This is a genomic window from Colwellia sp. MEBiC06753 (genome assembly GCF_053470325.1).
In genome coordinates this window covers 76,164-92,184 of the sequence record NZ_JBQMTM010000014.1, presented here as the reverse complement: position 1 = coordinate 92,184, position 16,021 = coordinate 76,164, and the positions used below count along the sequence as shown (strand labels likewise).

Annotated in this window: 25 protein-coding genes; 23 read left to right on the top strand and 2 right to left on the bottom strand. The window is 41.7% G+C overall.

Annotation, left to right across the window (positions count from 1 at the left end; genetic code table 11):
• Window positions 1-105: 105 nt before the first annotated feature.
• Window positions 106-2,193: an elongation factor G gene (gene fusA / locus ACOB82_RS12120; protein WP_448213251.1), complete on the bottom strand. Its 2,088-nt coding sequence runs from the start codon at window positions 2,191-2,193 to the stop codon at window positions 106-108.
• A gap of 430 nt (window positions 2,194-2,623) precedes the next feature.
• Between fusA and rpsJ the strand changes: the two genes are divergently transcribed.
• The 12 genes from rpsJ to ACOB82_RS12060 all read left to right on the top strand — a co-directional run bounded on the left by rpsJ (window position 2,624) and on the right by ACOB82_RS12060 (window position 8,948).
• The gene (gene rpsJ, locus ACOB82_RS12115) at window positions 2,624-2,935 is read left to right on the top strand and encodes a 30S ribosomal protein S10 (protein ID WP_115998799.1); all 312 of its coding nucleotides are present in this window, start codon (window positions 2,624-2,626) and stop codon (window positions 2,933-2,935) included.
• Between the two features lie 14 nt (window positions 2,936-2,949).
• Complete coding sequence (rplC, locus tag ACOB82_RS12110) at window positions 2,950-3,588, top strand: 50S ribosomal protein L3 (RefSeq protein WP_448213250.1); 639 nt, start codon at window positions 2,950-2,952, stop codon at window positions 3,586-3,588.
• Window positions 3,589-3,606: 18 nt separating this feature from the next.
• Window positions 3,607-4,212: a 50S ribosomal protein L4 gene (rplD, locus tag ACOB82_RS12105; protein WP_448213249.1), complete on the top strand. Its 606-nt coding sequence runs from the start codon at window positions 3,607-3,609 to the stop codon at window positions 4,210-4,212.
• A complete protein-coding gene (rplW, locus tag ACOB82_RS12100; RefSeq protein WP_448213248.1) occupies window positions 4,209-4,511 on the top strand; it encodes a 50S ribosomal protein L23 in 303 nt (100 codons plus the stop codon). The genes rplD and rplW overlap by 4 nt, the downstream gene beginning before the upstream one ends.
• 11 nt (window positions 4,512-4,522) lie before the next feature.
• Window positions 4,523-5,347, top strand: coding sequence for a 50S ribosomal protein L2 (gene rplB / locus ACOB82_RS12095; protein WP_448213247.1), 825 nt, complete (start codon window positions 4,523-4,525; stop codon window positions 5,345-5,347).
• 31 nt (window positions 5,348-5,378) lie between these two features.
• Window positions 5,379-5,657: a 30S ribosomal protein S19 gene (gene rpsS / locus ACOB82_RS12090; RefSeq protein ID WP_115998804.1), complete on the top strand. Its 279-nt coding sequence runs from the start codon at window positions 5,379-5,381 to the stop codon at window positions 5,655-5,657.
• A gap of 11 nt (window positions 5,658-5,668) precedes the next feature.
• Window positions 5,669-6,001, top strand: coding sequence for a 50S ribosomal protein L22 (gene rplV, locus ACOB82_RS12085; RefSeq protein ID WP_115998805.1), 333 nt, complete (start codon window positions 5,669-5,671; stop codon window positions 5,999-6,001).
• Between the two features lie 11 nt (window positions 6,002-6,012).
• On the top strand, window positions 6,013-6,708 hold the full coding sequence (gene rpsC / locus ACOB82_RS12080) for a 30S ribosomal protein S3 (RefSeq protein ID WP_448213246.1): 696 nt from the start codon (window positions 6,013-6,015) through the stop codon (window positions 6,706-6,708).
• A 10-nt stretch (window positions 6,709-6,718) separates the two neighbouring features.
• Window positions 6,719-7,132, top strand: a complete 414-nt coding sequence (rplP, locus tag ACOB82_RS12075) for a 50S ribosomal protein L16 (RefSeq protein WP_448213245.1) — start codon at window positions 6,719-6,721, stop codon at window positions 7,130-7,132.
• Window positions 7,132-7,323 (top strand): 50S ribosomal protein L29, encoded by a 192-nt coding sequence (gene rpmC, locus ACOB82_RS12070; protein WP_448213244.1) that lies wholly within the window; start codon window positions 7,132-7,134, stop codon window positions 7,321-7,323. The genes rplP and rpmC overlap by 1 nt, the downstream gene beginning before the upstream one ends.
• Window positions 7,323-7,580 carry a 30S ribosomal protein S17 gene (gene rpsQ, locus ACOB82_RS12065; RefSeq protein WP_448213243.1) on the top strand — a complete coding sequence of 86 codons (258 nt, stop codon included), beginning with the start codon at window positions 7,323-7,325 and terminating at the stop codon, window positions 7,578-7,580. The genes rpmC and rpsQ overlap by 1 nt, the downstream gene beginning before the upstream one ends.
• Window positions 7,581-7,784: 204 nt before the next feature.
• Window positions 7,785-8,948 (top strand): pyroglutamyl-peptidase I family protein, encoded by a 1,164-nt coding sequence (locus ACOB82_RS12060; protein ID WP_448213242.1) that lies wholly within the window; start codon window positions 7,785-7,787, stop codon window positions 8,946-8,948.
• Window positions 8,949-9,032: 84 nt separating this feature from the next.
• Here ACOB82_RS12060 and ACOB82_RS12055 read toward each other — a convergent pair whose 3' ends face one another.
• Entirely contained in the window at window positions 9,033-11,231 is a 2,199-nt protein-coding gene (locus ACOB82_RS12055; protein WP_448213241.1) for an OsmC domain/YcaO domain-containing protein, read from the bottom strand.
• Between the two features lie 280 nt (window positions 11,232-11,511).
• Between ACOB82_RS12055 and ACOB82_RS12050 the strand changes: the two genes are divergently transcribed.
• The 11 genes from ACOB82_RS12050 (at window position 11,512) to rplO (ending at window position 16,017) form a co-directional block, all read left to right on the top strand.
• The gene (locus tag ACOB82_RS12050) at window positions 11,512-11,751 is read left to right on the top strand and encodes a hypothetical protein (RefSeq protein ID WP_448213240.1); all 240 of its coding nucleotides are present in this window, start codon (window positions 11,512-11,514) and stop codon (window positions 11,749-11,751) included.
• Between the two features lie 242 nt (window positions 11,752-11,993).
• A complete protein-coding gene (gene rplN, locus ACOB82_RS12045; RefSeq protein ID WP_074496222.1) occupies window positions 11,994-12,362 on the top strand; it encodes a 50S ribosomal protein L14 in 369 nt (122 codons plus the stop codon).
• Between the two features lie 12 nt (window positions 12,363-12,374).
• Entirely contained in the window at window positions 12,375-12,689 is a 315-nt protein-coding gene (gene rplX, locus ACOB82_RS12040; RefSeq protein WP_448213239.1) for a 50S ribosomal protein L24, read from the top strand.
• A gap of 15 nt (window positions 12,690-12,704) precedes the next feature.
• Window positions 12,705-13,244, top strand: a complete 540-nt coding sequence (gene rplE / locus ACOB82_RS12035) for a 50S ribosomal protein L5 (protein WP_115998818.1) — start codon at window positions 12,705-12,707, stop codon at window positions 13,242-13,244.
• Window positions 13,245-13,255: 11 nt separating this feature from the next.
• Window positions 13,256-13,561, top strand: coding sequence for a 30S ribosomal protein S14 (rpsN, locus tag ACOB82_RS12030; protein WP_448213238.1), 306 nt, complete (start codon window positions 13,256-13,258; stop codon window positions 13,559-13,561).
• Window positions 13,562-13,576: 15 nt separating this feature from the next.
• A complete protein-coding gene (gene rpsH, locus ACOB82_RS12025) occupies window positions 13,577-13,969 on the top strand; it encodes a 30S ribosomal protein S8 (RefSeq protein ID WP_448213274.1) in 393 nt (130 codons plus the stop codon).
• A gap of 11 nt (window positions 13,970-13,980) precedes the next feature.
• Window positions 13,981-14,514 carry a 50S ribosomal protein L6 gene (gene rplF, locus ACOB82_RS12020; protein WP_448213237.1) on the top strand — a complete coding sequence of 178 codons (534 nt, stop codon included), beginning with the start codon at window positions 13,981-13,983 and terminating at the stop codon, window positions 14,512-14,514.
• A 9-nt stretch (window positions 14,515-14,523) separates the two neighbouring features.
• Window positions 14,524-14,877 (top strand): 50S ribosomal protein L18, encoded by a 354-nt coding sequence (rplR, locus tag ACOB82_RS12015; protein ID WP_448213236.1) that lies wholly within the window; start codon window positions 14,524-14,526, stop codon window positions 14,875-14,877.
• Window positions 14,878-14,886: 9 nt separating this feature from the next.
• A complete protein-coding gene (gene rpsE, locus ACOB82_RS12010; protein WP_169075005.1) occupies window positions 14,887-15,393 on the top strand; it encodes a 30S ribosomal protein S5 in 507 nt (168 codons plus the stop codon).
• A 6-nt stretch (window positions 15,394-15,399) separates the two neighbouring features.
• A complete protein-coding gene (gene rpmD, locus ACOB82_RS12005; RefSeq protein ID WP_448213235.1) occupies window positions 15,400-15,579 on the top strand; it encodes a 50S ribosomal protein L30 in 180 nt (59 codons plus the stop codon).
• A 3-nt stretch (window positions 15,580-15,582) separates the two neighbouring features.
• A complete protein-coding gene (gene rplO / locus ACOB82_RS12000; RefSeq protein ID WP_448213234.1) occupies window positions 15,583-16,017 on the top strand; it encodes a 50S ribosomal protein L15 in 435 nt (144 codons plus the stop codon).
• Window positions 16,018-16,021: the final 4 nt, after the last annotated feature.

The window sequence follows — 16,021 nt, the reverse complement described above, 5'->3', positions numbered from 1 at the left end:
TTTAATGTACTTTTTAAATGTTTCTACGGACATAAATGAGATAAATAAAAAAGCCCGCATTATGCGGGCTTTCGATATTACTCTAAGTAATTAATAACTAGGTTATTACTTCTTAGCGTTACGCTCTTTAACTTCAGCGATAACTTCTTCAGCAATGTTTTGTGGAGCTGCTGAGTAGTGGCTGAATTCCATAGAGAATTGACCACGGCCTGAAGTCATAGTACGTAAGTGACCGATGTAACCGAACATTTCTGATAATGGTACGTCTGCCTTGATGCGAACGCCAGTTGCGCCAGCTTCTTGGTCTTTGATCATACCACGACGACGGTTAAGGTCACCGATTACGTCACCAACGTGATCTTCTGGAGTGAACACGTCAACTTTCATTACTGGCTCAAGAAGTTGTGGACCAGCTTTTGGCATTGATTGACGGAATGCACCACGAGCAGCGATTTCGAAAGCAACGGCTGATGAATCAACTGCGTGGAAACCACCGTCGAATAATTCTACTTCAACGTCTAGTACTGGGAAGCCTGCTACTGGACCTTGTTCCATCATACCAGCAAAACCTTTCTCGATTGCTGGGAAGAATTCTTTAGGAACGTTACCACCAACAACTGTTGAAACGAATTTGAAGCCAGTGTTTGGCTCGCCTGGCTTGATACGGTAATCAATCTTACCGAATTGACCAGAACCACCAGATTGTTTCTTATGCGTGTAAGAATCTTCAATTTGCTGCGTGATAGTTTCACGGTAAGCAACTTGTGGTTTACCAACTTCTAATTCAACGCCGTAAGTACGCTTCAAGATATCAACTTTGATATCTAAGTGTAATTCACCCATACCGCGAAGGATGGTTTCGCCTGAATCTTCATCAGTTTCAACTTGGAATGTTGGATCTTCTGCAACCATTTTACCAATAGCGATACCCATCTTCTCAGCACCACCTTTCTCTTTAGGAGAAACAGCGATTGAGATAACTGGTTCAGGGAATACCATTGCTTCAAGCGTACAAGGGTTCTTAACATCACATAAAGTGTGACCAGTTTGAACGTTCTTCATACCAACGATAGCTAAGATGTCACCCGCTTGCGCTTCAGTTAACTCAGTACGGTCATCAGCTTGCATCTCAACCATACGGCCGATACGCTCTGTTTTACCAGTGAATGAGTTAAGTACTGTATCACCTTTCTTAAGACGACCAGAGTAGATACGTACGAAAGTAAGTGCGCCGAAACGGTCATCCATAATTTTGAATGCTAATGCACGGAATGGCTCGTCTGCGTCAACGATCGCGTATTCACCAGTTGGAGCACCTTCTTCGTCAGTTAACGGCTGAGGTGGAACTTCTGTTGGCGATGGTAAGTAATCAACAACAGCGTCAAGAAGTAACTGCATACCTTTGTTCTTGAAAGCAGAACCACAGTATGTCGGGAAGAATAACAATTCGTTAGTACCTTTACGGATACACGCTTTGATTTGTTCTTCAGTTGGATCTAATTCGCCTTCTAAGTATTCCATTAACATGTCTTCGTCTGCTTCTAAAGCAGTTTCGATTAACATTTCACGGTACTCAGCAGCTTGTTCTACCATGTCCGCAGGAATATCTTGTACTTCGTAGTTTTCTGGTTGACCTGAATCATCCCATACGTAAGCTTTTTGAGATAATACGTCTACAACACCAACGAAGTTATCTTCTTCACCAATTGGTAAAGTCATAACAAGTGGGTTAGCACCAAGAACGTTTTTAACTTGGTCTTTAACGCGGAAGAAGTTAGCACCTAAACGGTCTAATTTGTTTACGAAAATCAAACGAGCTACTTTAGAGTCGTTCGCGTAACGCCAGTTAGTTTCTGATTGCGGTTCAACACCACCAGAACCACAGAATACACCGATACCACCATCAAGAACTTTTAATGAACGGTATACTTCAACTGTGAAGTCAACGTGGCCCGGAGTGTCAATTACGTTGAAACGGTGTTTTTTCCACTCACAAGTAACAGCTGCTGACTGGATAGTAATACCACGCTCAGCTTCTTGCTCCATGAAGTCAGTTGTAGATTCACCATCGTGAACTTCACCGATCTTATGGATCATACCTGTAAGTTTCAAAATTCGTTCAGTTGTTGTGGTTTTACCAGCATCAACGTGAGCGAAAATACCAATATTTCTGTATTTGCTTAAGTCTGCCATTGTATTGCTCTTACCTAATGTTAGGTGGTTAGTGAATAAAAACCGCGCGAGTATACCAGAACTAAAAGTAAACCTACACCAAAAATTGTAGAAATAGCCGAAAATGCCCTAGGTTTTTGGTGGTTTTTTACGCTTTTTTATTCGATAAAATTTAATACTCGTTCTGCTTATATATAGGTAGAACTATTTTGCAAAGTAAAAAGTGATAAGTAAAATAAGTGTTGTACTTTTAATCAGTTTAGGTATAATGCGCGTCCACGTTGAGCTATGCTCTCGTGAGTTTAGTGTAAATTAATCGGCTTCGGCAGTTTATTTACCGCGACAGCAGCCCCGATTGGGGGCTGAATGATTTAATCGATACACCCCCCTTTATCCAAAATAAAGGTGATGGGTTGTATTTTGTTCGTTCTTTTAAAAGGGGATTTGATTAATGTCAAATCAAAGAATTCGCATTCGTTTGAAAGCGTTTGATCATCGTTTGATTGATCAATCTACAGCAGAAATCGTTGACACTGCTAAGCGCACTGGTGCTCAGGTTCGTGGTCCAATTCCATTACCTACGCGCAAAGAGCGTTTCACTGTTTTGATTTCTCCACACGTTAACAAAGATGCGCGTGACCAGTACGAAATTCGTACTCACAAGCGTTTAATTGATATCGTAGAACCAACTGAAAAGACTGTTGATGCATTAATGCGTTTAGACTTAGCAGCTGGTGTCGACGTTCAAATTAGCTTGGGTTAATAGGGGGTTTTAACATGACTATAGGTCTAGTTGGACGTAAAGTTGGTATGACTCGTATCTTCTCTGAAGATGGCGTTTCTACTCCAGTAACAGTCCTAGAAGTTGAAGCTAACCGTGTTGCTCAGGTAAAAACTGTAGACAACGATGGTTACTCAGCGATTCAAGTTACTACTGGTACTAAAAAAGCTAACCGTGTAAACAAGCCAGCAGCTGGTCACTTTGCTAAAGCAGGTGTTGAAGCTGGTCGTGGTTTATGGGAATTCCGTTTAGCGGAAGGCGAAGGTGCTGATTTAGCAACTGGTAGCGAAATCACTGTTGAATTATTCAACGATACAAAATTAGTAGACGTGACAGGCACATCTAAAGGTAAAGGTTTCCAAGGCGGTATCAAGCGTTGGAATTTCCGTACTCAAGATATGACTCATGGTAACTCATTGTCGCACCGTTCAAACGGTTCAATCGGTCAATGTCAAACTCCAGGTCGCGTATTCAAAGGCAAAAAAATGTCTGGTCACATGGGTGCTGCGAAAGTTACTACGCAAAACCTTGAGTTAGTTCGTGTAGACGCTGAACGTAACTTGCTTCTTGTAAAAGGTGCAGTTCCTGGTCACGTTAACGCTGACATTATCATCAAACCAGCTGTTAAAGCCTAACGTCTGAGGAGAATTTTGATGGAATTAGCATTAAAAGACGCGTCAGGCGCTGTTGAAGTTTCTGAAGCGACGTTCGGCCGTGAGTTCAACGAAGCGTTAGTACACCAAGTAGTTGTTGCTTATGCAGCAGGTGCTCGTCAAGGTACTGTTAAGCAAAAAACTCGTTCAGAAGTTAGCGGCGGTGGCAAGAAGCCATGGCGTCAAAAAGGTACTGGCCGTGCACGTGCTGGTACAACTCGTGGTCCAATCTGGAGAACTGGTGGCGTAACATTCGCAGCTCGTCCTCAAGACCACAGCCAAAAAGTAAACCGTAAAATGTATCGTGGTGCGATCAAAAGCATCCTTTCTGAGTTAGTACGTCAAGACCGTTTAGTGGTTGTTAACGACTTCTCAGTAGATACACCTAAAACTAAAGACTTAGTAGCTAAGTTAAAAGGTTTAGAACTTAAAGACGTGTTAATCGTGTCTTCAGAAGTTTCTGAAAACTTATTCTTAGCAGCTCGCAACTTATACAAAGTTGACGCGGTTGACGTACAAGCAATCGACCCAGTTTCTTTAGTTGGTTTCGAAAAAGTATTAATGACTGCTAGCGCGGTTAAGCAAGTTGAGGAGATGTTCGCATGATAAACGAAGAACGTTTGTTAAAGGTGCTTTTAGCACCAAACATTTCTGAAAAAGCAACAATGGCTGCTGAAGCAAATAACACAGTTGTTTTCAAAGTTGCTACTAATGCTACAAAAGCTGAAATCAAAGCTGCTGTTGAAACACTTTTTGAAGTTAAAGTTGACGGTGTTCGCACTTTAAATGTTAAGGGTAAAACAAAGCGTACAGGTGCTCGTTTTGGTCGTCGTAGCGACTGGAAAAAAGCGTACGTTACTCTTGCTGAAGGTAGCGATATCGACTTCGTTGGCGCAGAAGCATAGGAGAAGTACAAATGGCTGTTGTTAAATGTAAACCAACTTCTCCGGGTCGCCGCCACGTTGTTAAAGTGGTTAACCCGGACTTATACAAAGGTAAGCCTTACGCTCCATTATTAGAGAAAAACTCTAAGTCTGGGGGTCGTAACAATACTGGTCGTATTACAGTTCGTCACGTTGGTGGTGGTCACAAGCATCACTATCGCGTAATTGACTTTAAACGCAACAAAGATGGCATTCCTGCGAAAGTAGAGCGTTTGGAATATGATCCAAACCGTAGTGCAAACATCGCGTTAGTATTATACGCAGACGGTGAACGTCGTTACATCTTAGCACCTAAAGGTGTTAGTGCTGGCGATGCAATCCAGTCTGGTGTTGATGCGCCTATCAAGGCAGGTAACACGTTGCCACTTCGCAACATGCCTTTAGGTAGCGTTATTCACGCAATCGAATTGAAGCCTGGTAAAGGTGCTCAAATCGCGCGTGCTGCTGGTACTTATGCACAATTAGTTGCAAAAGACGGCGCTTACGTAACAGTACGTCTTCGCTCTGGCGAAATGCGTAAAATCGAAGCGGATTGTCGTGCAACTTTAGGTGAAATCGGTAACGCAGAACACATGTTACGTTCTCTTGGTAAAGCTGGTGCTTCGCGCTGGCGTGGTGTTCGTCCAACCGTACGTGGTGTGGCGATGAACCCGGTTGATCACCCGCACGGTGGTGGTGAAGGTCGTACTTCAGGTGGTCGTCACCCAGTATCACCTTGGGGTGTACCTACTAAGGGTTACAAGACTCGTAAGAACAAGCGTACTGATAAGTTCATCGTACGTCGTCGTACTAAGTAATAGTACTAGTTATTAATTAAGAGGAAATACCATGCCACGTTCTCTCAAGAAAGGTCCATTTATTGACCTACACTTGTTGACGAAGGTAGAGAAAGCTTTGGAAAGCGGGAACAAGAAACCTATCAAAACTTGGTCTCGTCGCTCAATGATCATCCCTAACATGATCGGATTGACCATCGCTGTCCATAATGGCCGTCAACACGTACCTGTATTTGTAACTGATGAAATGATCGGTCACAAATTAGGTGAATTTGCACCAACTCGCACTTACCGTGGTCACGCTGCGGATAAGAAAGCGAAGAAGAAGTAAGGGGAAGTTAAATGGAAGCTATTGCTAAACATAAATTTGCCCGTGGTTCTGCGCAAAAAGCACGTTTAGTTGTAGACCAAATTCGTGGTTTACACGTTGAAAAAGCGTTAGAAATCTTAGAATACAGCAACAAATCAGCTGCTGTTTTAGTTAAGAAAGTTCTAAACTCAGCGATTGCGAATGCAGAGCACAACGAAGGTGCAGACATCGATGAATTATTCGTTAAAACTATTATGGTTGACGATGGTCCAACGATGAAACGTATTAAGCCTCGTGCGAAAGGTCGCGCGGATCGTATCCTTAAGCGCACAAGTCACATTACTGTGATTGTTGCTGATAGCTAGGAGATATTAGTATGGGTCAAAAAGTACATCCTACCGGTATTCGCTTAGGTATCACAAAGCCTTTCGCGTCTACATGGTTCGCAAGCACTAAAGAATTTGCAGCTAACATTCATGGCGATCACTTAGTTCGTCAGTACTTAACTGAAAAATTAAAGCGTGCTTCGTTATCAAAAATCGTAATTGAGCGTCCAGCTAAATCTATCCGTGTAACTATTCACACAGCTCGTCCTGGTGTTGTTATCGGTAAGAAAGGTGAAGACGTAGAAAAGTTACGCTTACACGTATCTAAAATCGCTGGTGTACCTGCGCAAATCAACATTGCTGAAGTACGTAAGCCAGAGATGGATGCACAACTAGTTGCTGATAGCATTGCTAGCCAATTAGAGCGTCGTGTTATGTTCCGTCGCGCTATGAAGCGTGCAGTACAAAACGCAATGCGTTTAGGTGCTAAAGGTATCAAAGTTGAAGTAAGTGGTCGTTTAGGCGGCGCGGACATCGCTCGTTCGGAGTGGTACCGTGAAGGTCGTGTACCATTACACACTTTACGTGCTGACATCGATTACGCTATCGCGCGTGCTGACACTACTTACGGTGTTATCGGTATTAAAGTTTGGATTTTCAAAGGTGAAGTAATTGGTGGTATGCCTGCTCAACAAGCAGATGCTCCAGCTAAACCTAAGAAAAGAAACAACCGCAAGAGCAAGTAGGAGTTAAGTAATGTTACAACCAAAACGTACTAAATTCCGTAAGCAATTTAAACTGCGTAACCGTGGTCTTGCACAGACTGGTAGCACAGTAAGCTTCGGTACTTACGGTTTAAAATCTGTTGAGCGTGGTCGTATGACTGCTCGTCAGATCGAAGCGGCTCGTCGTGCAATGACACGTCACGTTAAGCGTCAAGGTAAAATCTGGATCCGTGTATTCCCGGACAAGCCAATTACCAAGAAACCTCTTGAGGTTCGTATGGGTAAAGGTAAAGGTTCTGTAGAATACTGGGTATGTCAAATTTTACCTGGTCGTGTTCTTTATGAAATGGAAGGTGTATCAGAAGACTTAGCACGCGAAGCTTTTGCTTTAGCAGCTGCTAAACTTCCGTTCAAAACAACCTTCGTAACTAGAACGGTGATGTAATGAAAGCGAACGAACTTAAAGAAAAGAGCATTGAAGAGTTAAATGCTGAACTACTTAACTTATTACGTGAGCAATTTAACTTACGTATGCAAGCAAGTACTGGTCAGTTAGCTCAAACACATTTGCTACGTACTGTGCGTCGCAACATTGCACGCGTTAAAACTATCATCACTGAGAAGGCAGGTGCGTAATGACTGATAAAATCCGTACATTACAAGGTCGCGTTGTTAGCGACAAGATGGACAAGTCGATCACAGTTTTGATTGAGCGTCGTGTAAAACACCCTATCTACGGTAAATTCATTACGCGTTCAACTAAGTTGAAAGCACATGATGAAGCTAACGTATGTAACATGGGCGACGTAGTAACTATTCGTGAATGTGCACCTATCTCTAAGACTAAGTCTTGGACTTTAGTTGACGTTGTAGAAAAAGCTAAAGAGCTTTAATTTACAATTCACATAGTTGAAGTCATTAAAAAGCCTCGCAGGTAACTGCGGGGCTTTTTTAATGCTCAAACCTAACTTTTCTAACTCTCTACTAAACCTTAGAGATGCTGAACATATAGTGAAGTGTAACTTTCTGTAGTTAAGCTAGTGATATTAAAAGAAAGATGTTTATACTGCTTGGTCTTTATTTATCGGTAGTCTTATATGATGAAAAACATTCTTACTTCAATTGCACTAAGCACAGTGTTATTAACAACAACTGCTTTCGCCAAAAATGCCACCTACTTATCGATAGAAGAAGCGCGTATTCAGCAAGCTAATGATGCGTCGCCAAAAATGGTTAGTTTGTTCAATAAAGAAATTAATGCCTTTGGTTCTGCACTGAATGAAGTGAATTCGGTAAGCCAACTTAAGCAAGTTATTAAACATCAGGCAAGCGATTTATTTAGCTTGGCAACCAAGCAAACTCAATCGACTCAAAGCTATGATGACAGACCGCTATATTGGGCGCGATTGCAAATGGCCAAGTTATTACGTGGCAACGAAGTTTACCGAGGCTTAGCAGAAAATGAACAAGCTAAGCTAATGTTTGACTATGAATTAGCAAGCAGAGGATATGGTCAGGCAGAATTTACTCAAAATACCACGAAGAAAATTTTAATTACTGGCTTTGATCCATTTTTCTTAGATCGCAATATTACCCAATCAAATCCATCAGGTATTGCCGCGTTAATGTTAAATAACAAAGTGATTGAACTAAATGGTGAAACCGCGGAAATTCAGGCGTTTATTGTGCCGGTAAGGTTTTCAGACTTCGATCAAGGCATGATTGAGACTCTACTAAGTGATTATTACGATCAGGTCGATATGATCACCACCATTAGCATGGGGCGGGAAGATTTTGATCTGGAGCGATTTCCAGCATTAAGGCGCAGTGCAAAAGCACCGGGTAATTTAAATATTTATACTGGCGCAACTTCAACTAATCCGCTAAAACCATTTTTAAATGGCGTTGAATTGCAAGGACCAGAGTTTGTTGAGTTCTCGCTGCCAATAACCGCAATGCAAAAGGCCAAAGGTAAGTACCAAGTTATTGACAATCATAAAATTGAAACGCTAGCTAAAGGTAAGTTTGAACCGAAAGCGTTGGACGAACTTAATGGCGAAATTTCAGTTAATGGCTCTGGCGGCGGTTATTTATCAAATGAAATATCGTATCGTAGTATTTTATTGCGCGATCAATTAAAGCCAACATTGCCAGTTGGTCATATTCATACTCCACGGATAAAAGACTGGCAACAAGCTGAAGTTAAGGCGATTGTTGAGCAAATAGAAGCAATGTTAATTCAGGCGATCCCAGCAATTTAATTAAAAGCGTTAACCCATAAAAATAAAAAAGGCGCTGGTTTGTCAGCGCCTACTTACTTTAATAGTTTTCTTTAATGGTTAATACTATTTACTGGCAAATTTCGCACGTGCTTGATGGAGCTTTTTGTAGCTTTCTATCAAGCGCAAATGCGGCTCAATGCCCTCAAGGTGAATACTGGTTTCGGTTAAGCCGTGGAAGTTTGCGGTACCGTTGATTAAACCAATCACCTCTGCCATACGCTCTTTACCATACATACGATCAAAGCTATTCGCGTAGTGTTCGAATTCGAGATCATCACTCAAGGCAACTTCTAGCGTGTTGTGCACCGCATGATAAAACAATACCCGATCAGCGGTATTATCATTATATTGTAAAAAGTCACCAATTAGTTCGTAAGCTTGCTCTAAGCCACCAACCGCAAGATAGATTAATATCTTAAGTTCAATAATCGTAAGTTGACCCCAAACGGTATTTTCATCAAATTCGATACCAATCAAGGTTTTGATGTCGATATAATTATCCAGCTGGCTGTCTTCTAAACGCTCGACTAAATCAATTAGCTCATCTTCTGATAAACGATGTAAGTTAAGAATGTCTTCACGATATTCCAATGCTTTATTAGTGTTATCCCAGATTAAATCCTCAGCGGGATAAACTTCTGAATAATCCGGCACCAAAATTCGGCAAGCTGCGGCGGTATTGTTATCGTCAAGACCATTGAATGTTGCGATGTACACTTCTTTACCCATAGCTTCTAAAATTGCTAGAAGCTGAGCATTTTCTTGTTCATTACTGCCAGAAAAATCCCACTCAACAAAATCGTAATCATGTTTACTACTAAAAAAGCGCCATGAAATAACACCAGTTGAGTCAATAAAGTGTTCAACAAAGTTTTCTGGCTCAGCAACTGCCATGCTATTAAATGTTGGTTTTGGCACGTCGTTGAGTCCTTCAAAACTTCTGCCTTGTAGTAACTCGGTTAAACTACGCTCAAGCGCCACTTCAAAACTTGGGTGTGCACCAAAAGAAGCAAAGACACCGCCGGTTTTTGGGTTCATTAAAGTAACGCACATTACGGGGAATTGGCCACCAAGCGAAGCATCTTTAACTACTACCGGAAAACCTTGCGCTTCTAACCCTTCAATACCTGCAACAATGCTGGTGAATTTGGCAAGTACTTCTGTTGGTACATCTGGTAGTACAATTTCTTGTTCGATAATTTGGCGTTTTACTGCGCGCTCAAATATTTCTGATAGGCACTGTACCTGTGCTTCATGCTGATTATTGCCCGCACTCATACCATTACTTAGGAACAAGTTTTCTATTAAATTTGATGGGAAATATACGGTTTCACCATCAGAATGGCGGATATAAGGAATGGCACAAATACCACGATCAGTATTGCCAGAGTTGGTATCAATTAGATGTGAGCCACAAAGTTCATCATCGGGGTTATAAATTTCAAGACAATAGTCATCGAGTAAACCTTCTGGCAGCGAGTCATCATCAGTTAGCTGAAACCATTTTTCATTAGGGTAATGAACAAAGTCGGCATTGGCGATATCAACACCGAAGAATTGGTCGTTATAAAAGAAGTTGCAGTTTAACCGTTCGATAAATTCACCAAGGGCTGAGCAAAGTGCACTTTCTTTAGTGGCACCTTTGCCATTGGTAAAGCACATTGGTGATGCGGCATCTCGAATATGCAATGACCAGACATTTGGCACGATATTACGCCATGAGGAAACTTCGATTTTCATACCGAGGTTTTCTAGTATGCTGGTCATATTTTTGATTGTTGCCTCTAATGGCAAATCTTTACCTAAAATATAGGTTTCATGTTTGTTATCTGGCGACACCATAATCATCGCTTGTGCATCTTGATCTAAGCTGTCTACAATATCGACTTTAAATTCAGGGCCAGTTTGTACTACTTTTTTAACTGTACAGCGATCTATAGAGCGTAAGATTCCGGTGCGATCTTTTTCAGAAATACTGTCAGGCAATTCAACATTAATTTGAAAAATTTGGTTATAGCGATTTTCAGGATCAACAATATTGTTTTGTGATAAACGAATATTGTCGGTAGGGATATCGCGTGAATTACAGTAAACCTTAACAAAATAGGCGGCGCACATAGCAGAAGAAGCAAGGAAGTAATCAAAAGGCCCCGGTGCTGAACCATCACCCTTATAGCGAATTGGTTGGTCGGCGATAACAGTAAAGTCATCAAATTTGGCTTCTAATCTAAGGTTGTCGAGAAAATTAACTTTGATTTCCATGAGGGCTTCCAGTGTTGTGTGCAAATACCAATGTTCATTTTTATTAATGATTAAGGTCGGCACCAGAGCAAATTAATGACCTAATTATCGGTGTTTTTCCGCCAATAGTCTTGGGAAATTTATAACAATAGCTTATTTGAGCTGTCTGACTTTGAATTAATGTTAATAAAAATGACATACAAGTTTATTACGCTTTCAACACGCTCTAGTTAGCGTTGTTGGGTGAATTGACTTTCAAGTTTAAAAAGTTCAGCCAAAGTTAAGGATAAGGATAGAGAAAATGCTGAATTATTTTAGTGTATGCCCAGTCAAACCGGTAGCGACTGATATAAAAAGAGCTGTCAAACAACTTGGCAGAAAGGTTAAAGCTGAATTCGAAATTTCAATATCGCCAACTCAAATGCTGGAAGATAGCCTTTATCGTCAAACAATGTTGCATGAACTGAGAACAATTGGCGATGATGAAATTAATGCACAAATTGATGCCCTTAGTCATTTCATTGCAATTTATAAAAATTAATTATTTTATTAGCTCTTAGTAATTAAAAATTTATCAATCGCTGGCTTGAATTATTATAAATTTTCCCCAAGTTACTTCCTTAATAGCCTAATTGCGCTTCGCCTAATAAATTGTACAAATAAAGTACCAATTTGAAATTGGTGGTGTTATAATCTCGCGCCCGCCGATTTACGGTCGGGTTATAAAGGCAGTGACGGGTCAAATTTCTGGCCTTGAATTTATTTAACAGCGGAGCACAAAAAATGATCCAAATGCAAACACAGCTAGACGTTGCTGATAACAGTGGCGCTCGACGCGTGCAATGTATTAAGGTCCTTGGTGGCTCGCACCGTCGCTATGCACGCATAGGTGACGTCATCAAAGTTGCAGTGAAGGAAGCTATTCCTCGCGGCAAAGTAAAAAAAGGTGATGTACTAAACGCGGTAGTGGTGCGCACTAAAAAGGGCGTTCGTCGCCAGGATGGCTCAGCCATTCGCTTTGACGGCAACGCGGCTGTAATGCTTAATGCAAACTTACAGCCAATTGGTACTCGTATTTTCGGGCCGGTAACACGTGAATTAAGAACTGAAAAGTTCATGAAAATCGTGTCACTTGCACCAGAAGTACTATAAGGAGTCACGATAATGGCACATAAGATTCGTCGTGATGATGAAGTAATCGTACTTGCAGGCAAAGACAAGGGCAAAACTGGTAAAGTTACTAAAGTTCTTGTTGAAGACAGCAAAGTATTTGTGGAAGGCGTTAACTTAGTTAAGAAGCACCAGAAGCCTGTACCTCAGTTACAGCAACCTGGCGGCATCATTGAAAAAGAAGCACCTATCCACGTTTCAAACGTAGCGATCGTTAACCCTAAAACGGGTAAAGCAGATCGTGTAGGTTTTAGAGTTGAAGACGGCAAAAAAGTTCGTTTCTTCAAATCTAATAACGAATTAGTTTAATTATTGGAGTAAACGATGGCGAAACTGCATGATTTTTACAAAGATACAGTTGTTGCAGAGCTTCAAAAGAAGTTCGAATACAAAAGTGTCATGCAAGTCCCTCGGATTGAAAAGATCACCCTAAACATGGGTGTTGGTGAAGCTATTACTGATAAAAAAGTATTAGAGAACGCCACAAATGATCTTACTGCAATCTCTGGTCAAAAGCCTTTAATCACGAAAGCACGCAAATCAGTTGCTGGCTTCAAAATTCGTGAAGGCTACCCTATTGGCGCAAAAGTAACTTTACGCGGCGAGCGCATGTGGGAATTTTTAGAGCGCTTAATCTCTATTTCAGTTCCTCGTATCCGTGATTTCCGTGGCTTGAACCCTAAGTCGTTCGATGGTCGTGGTAATTACAGCATGGGCGTGCGTGAGCAAATCATTTTCCCTGAAATCGACTATGATAAAGTCGATAAGATCCGTGGTATGGATATTACTATCACTACTACTGCGGCATCTGACGAGGAAGGTCGTGCTTTGCTGACTGCCTTTAACTTCCCGTTTAAGAAATAAGGTGTAGAGTTATGGCTAAATCATCTATGAAAGCACGCGAAGCTAAGCGCACTAAATTAGTGGCTCAGTACGCAGAAAAGCGCCGTGCACTTAAAGAAATTATCTCTAACGTAAATACTTCTGAAGAAGATCGTTGGGATGCAGTATTAAAACTTCAAGCTTTACCACGTGATTCAAGTTCATCACGTCAGCGTAACCGTTGTAACGTTACTGGTCGTCCACACGGCTACCTACGTAAATTCGGTTTAAGCCGTATTATGTTGCGTGAGCACATGATGCGCGGTGAAGTACCTGGTCTTAAGAAAGCTAGTTGGTAATCAAGGGAGAACGCAATTATGATGACTGATCCTATCGCGGACATGTTTACACGCATCCGCAACGGTCAATCTGCAGCTAAAACTGTAGTAACTATGCCTTCTTCTAAGCTAAAAGTAGCTATTGCTAACTTACTTAAAGAAGAAGGTTATATTTCAGATTTCGCAGTTACTGAAGGTGTTAAACCTGAGTTAACTGTAGAGTTGAAGTATTTTGAAGGTAAAGAAGTAATCGAAACGATCAAGCGTGTTTCACGTCCTGGTCTTCGTGTATACAAAGGCGCAACTGAAATTCCACAAGTTTTAGCTGGCATGGGTATCGCGATTGTATCTACTTCTAAAGGTTTAATGACGGATCGCGCCGCTCGCACTGCGGGTCTTGGCGGTGAAATCCTTGGTTTCGTAGCGTAAGGAGCAAGAATATGTCTCGTGTTGCAAAAGCACCTGTCTCTATTCCTGCTGGCGTTACAGTTACGTTATCAGGTCAAGACATTAAAGTTAAAGGTCCAGTAGGCGAACTTTCTCGCACTATTCACGATTTAGTAGCGGTTGCTCAAGAAGAGAACCAAATCACTACAACTGTGAAAGAAGAAAGCAAAGCTGCTTGGGCACAAGCCGGTACTGCACGTGCAGTTATCAACAACATGGTAGTTGGCGTAAGCCAAGGTTTCGAAAAGAAACTTATCTTAAATGGTGTTGGTTACCGTGCTAAAGCTGCTGGTCAGAGCTTAAACCTTGCATTAGGTTTCTCACATCCAGTTGACCACGCAATTCCTGCGGGAATTTCGTGTGAAACTCCTAGCCAAACTGAAGTTGTACTTAAAGGTGCAGACAAGCAGTTGGTTGGTCAAGTTGCGGCAAACATTCGTTCATACCGTGAGCCAGAGCCTTATAAAGGTAAAGGTATCCGTTATTCAGACGAAATCGTACGTCGTAAAGAAGCTAAGAAGAAGTAGGGTAATACGATGGATAAGAAAACATCTCGTTTACGCCGTGCAAAACGTGCACGTGCAAAAATCAGCGAGTTGGGTGCGAATCGTTTAGTCGTGTTCCGTACTCCTCGTCACATTTACGCTCAGCTTATCGCTGCTTCAGGTTCTGAAGTAATTGCTGCTGCATCTACTTTAGATAAAGAAGTAAAAGCACAAGTTGAAAAAACCGGTAATGTTGCTGCAGCTACTGCTGTAGGTAAAGCAATCGCAGAACGCGCAAAAGCAAAAGGCATTGAGTCTGTTGCATTTGATCGCTCTGGTTTCCGTTACCACGGTCGCGTAAAAGCGTTAGCAGAAGCAGCTCGTGAAGCTGGCCTTCAGTTCTAGGAGTTGATCATGGCTAATGTAGAAAACACACAACAGCAAACAGATATGGCTGAAAAGCTAATCGCCGTTAACCGCGTATCAAAAGTGGTTAAAGGTGGTCGTATTTTCAGTTTCACAGCATTAACTGTAGTTGGTGACGGTAATGGCCGTGTTGGTTTTGGTTACGGTAAGGCACGTGAAGTACCTGCTGCTATCCAAAAAGCAATGGAAAAGGCTCGTCGTAACTTAGTAACTGTTGACTTGAAGGGTACTACTCTTCAACACCCTATCAAGGGTCGTCACTCAGGTTCTAAAGTTTACATGCAACCAGCTTCTGAAGGTACAGGTATCATTGCCGGTGGTGCAATGCGTGCAGTACTTGAAGTAGCAGGCGTACAGAACGTATTGTCAAAAGCATACGGTTCTACTAACCCAATCAACGTTGTCCGTGCAACTATCGGCGCTCTAGCGAACATGAAATCGCCAGAAGCTGTAGCTGCAAAACGTGGCAAAAACGTTGCAGATATCTTGGGGTAATTAAGCATGGCTAAAACAGTTAAAGTAACTCAAGTAAAAAGCTCTATCGGTCGTTTACCGAAGCATAGAGCTACATTGAAAGGTCTTGGTTTACGTCGTATCAATCATACAGTTGAGTTAGAAGATACTCCATCTGTACGTGGTATGATTAATCAAGTACAGTACATGATTAAGGTGGAGGACTAATCGATGCGTTTAAATACATTATCTCCTGCACCAGGTGCTAAATCAGCCAAGAAACGTGTAGGTCGCGGTATCGGTTCTGGTTTAGGTAAAACAGGTGGTCGTGGTCACAAAGGTCAGAAGTCTCGTTCTGGCGGCGGTGTACGTCCAGGTTTCGAAGGCGGTCAAATGCCTTTAAAACAACGTTTACCTAAATTTGGTTTTACTTCTCGTAAGTCTTTAGTTCACGCTGAAGTTCGTTTACACGAGTTAAATAAAATCGAAGGCGATGTTGTTGATATTCACACGCTAAAAGACGCTAACCTTGTTACACGTAACATTGAAACAGTTAAGATCATGCTTGCGGGCGAGATCACTAAGCCTGTTACAGTTCGTGGACTTGGTGTTACTAAAGGCGCACGTGCAGCCATTGAAGCTGCTGGCGGTAAAATCGAGGAATAATACA

What these genes read in the sequence shown, in the direction of transcription:
- rplO (WP_448213234.1), top strand. Translation starts at nt 15,583, where the DNA reads ATGCGTTTAAATACATTATCTCCTGCACCAGGTGCTAAATCAGCCAAG.
- rpsE (WP_169075005.1), top strand. Translation starts at nt 14,887, where the DNA reads ATGGCTAATGTAGAAAACACACAACAGCAAACAGATATGGCTGAAAAG.
- rplX (WP_448213239.1), top strand. Translation starts at nt 12,375, where the DNA reads ATGGCACATAAGATTCGTCGTGATGATGAAGTAATCGTACTTGCAGGC.
- rpmC (WP_448213244.1), top strand. Translation starts at nt 7,132, where the DNA reads ATGAAAGCGAACGAACTTAAAGAAAAGAGCATTGAAGAGTTAAATGCT.
- rplR (WP_448213236.1), top strand. Translation starts at nt 14,524, where the DNA reads ATGGATAAGAAAACATCTCGTTTACGCCGTGCAAAACGTGCACGTGCA.
- rplF (WP_448213237.1), top strand. Translation starts at nt 13,981, where the DNA reads ATGTCTCGTGTTGCAAAAGCACCTGTCTCTATTCCTGCTGGCGTTACA.
- rplN (WP_074496222.1), top strand. Translation starts at nt 11,994, where the DNA reads ATGATCCAAATGCAAACACAGCTAGACGTTGCTGATAACAGTGGCGCT.
- rplD (WP_448213249.1), top strand. Translation starts at nt 3,607, where the DNA reads ATGGAATTAGCATTAAAAGACGCGTCAGGCGCTGTTGAAGTTTCTGAA.
- rplC (WP_448213250.1), top strand. Translation starts at nt 2,950, where the DNA reads ATGACTATAGGTCTAGTTGGACGTAAAGTTGGTATGACTCGTATCTTC.
- rplW (WP_448213248.1), top strand. Translation starts at nt 4,209, where the DNA reads ATGATAAACGAAGAACGTTTGTTAAAGGTGCTTTTAGCACCAAACATT.
- fusA (WP_448213251.1), bottom strand. Translation starts at nt 2,193, where the DNA reads ATGGCAGACTTAAGCAAATACAGAAATATTGGTATTTTCGCTCACGTT.
- rplE (WP_115998818.1), top strand. Translation starts at nt 12,705, where the DNA reads ATGGCGAAACTGCATGATTTTTACAAAGATACAGTTGTTGCAGAGCTT.
- rpsC (WP_448213246.1), top strand. Translation starts at nt 6,013, where the DNA reads ATGGGTCAAAAAGTACATCCTACCGGTATTCGCTTAGGTATCACAAAG.
- rpsS (WP_115998804.1), top strand. Translation starts at nt 5,379, where the DNA reads ATGCCACGTTCTCTCAAGAAAGGTCCATTTATTGACCTACACTTGTTG.
- rplP (WP_448213245.1), top strand. Translation starts at nt 6,719, where the DNA reads ATGTTACAACCAAAACGTACTAAATTCCGTAAGCAATTTAAACTGCGT.
- rpmD (WP_448213235.1), top strand. Translation starts at nt 15,400, where the DNA reads ATGGCTAAAACAGTTAAAGTAACTCAAGTAAAAAGCTCTATCGGTCGT.
- rpsJ (WP_115998799.1), top strand. Translation starts at nt 2,624, where the DNA reads ATGTCAAATCAAAGAATTCGCATTCGTTTGAAAGCGTTTGATCATCGT.
- rpsQ (WP_448213243.1), top strand. Translation starts at nt 7,323, where the DNA reads ATGACTGATAAAATCCGTACATTACAAGGTCGCGTTGTTAGCGACAAG.
- rplV (WP_115998805.1), top strand. Translation starts at nt 5,669, where the DNA reads ATGGAAGCTATTGCTAAACATAAATTTGCCCGTGGTTCTGCGCAAAAA.
- rpsN (WP_448213238.1), top strand. Translation starts at nt 13,256, where the DNA reads ATGGCTAAATCATCTATGAAAGCACGCGAAGCTAAGCGCACTAAATTA.
- ACOB82_RS12055 (WP_448213241.1), bottom strand. Translation starts at nt 11,231, where the DNA reads ATGGAAATCAAAGTTAATTTTCTCGACAACCTTAGATTAGAAGCCAAA.
- ACOB82_RS12050 (WP_448213240.1), top strand. Translation starts at nt 11,512, where the DNA reads ATGCTGAATTATTTTAGTGTATGCCCAGTCAAACCGGTAGCGACTGAT.
- rplB (WP_448213247.1), top strand. Translation starts at nt 4,523, where the DNA reads ATGGCTGTTGTTAAATGTAAACCAACTTCTCCGGGTCGCCGCCACGTT.
- ACOB82_RS12060 (WP_448213242.1), top strand. Translation starts at nt 7,785, where the DNA reads ATGATGAAAAACATTCTTACTTCAATTGCACTAAGCACAGTGTTATTA.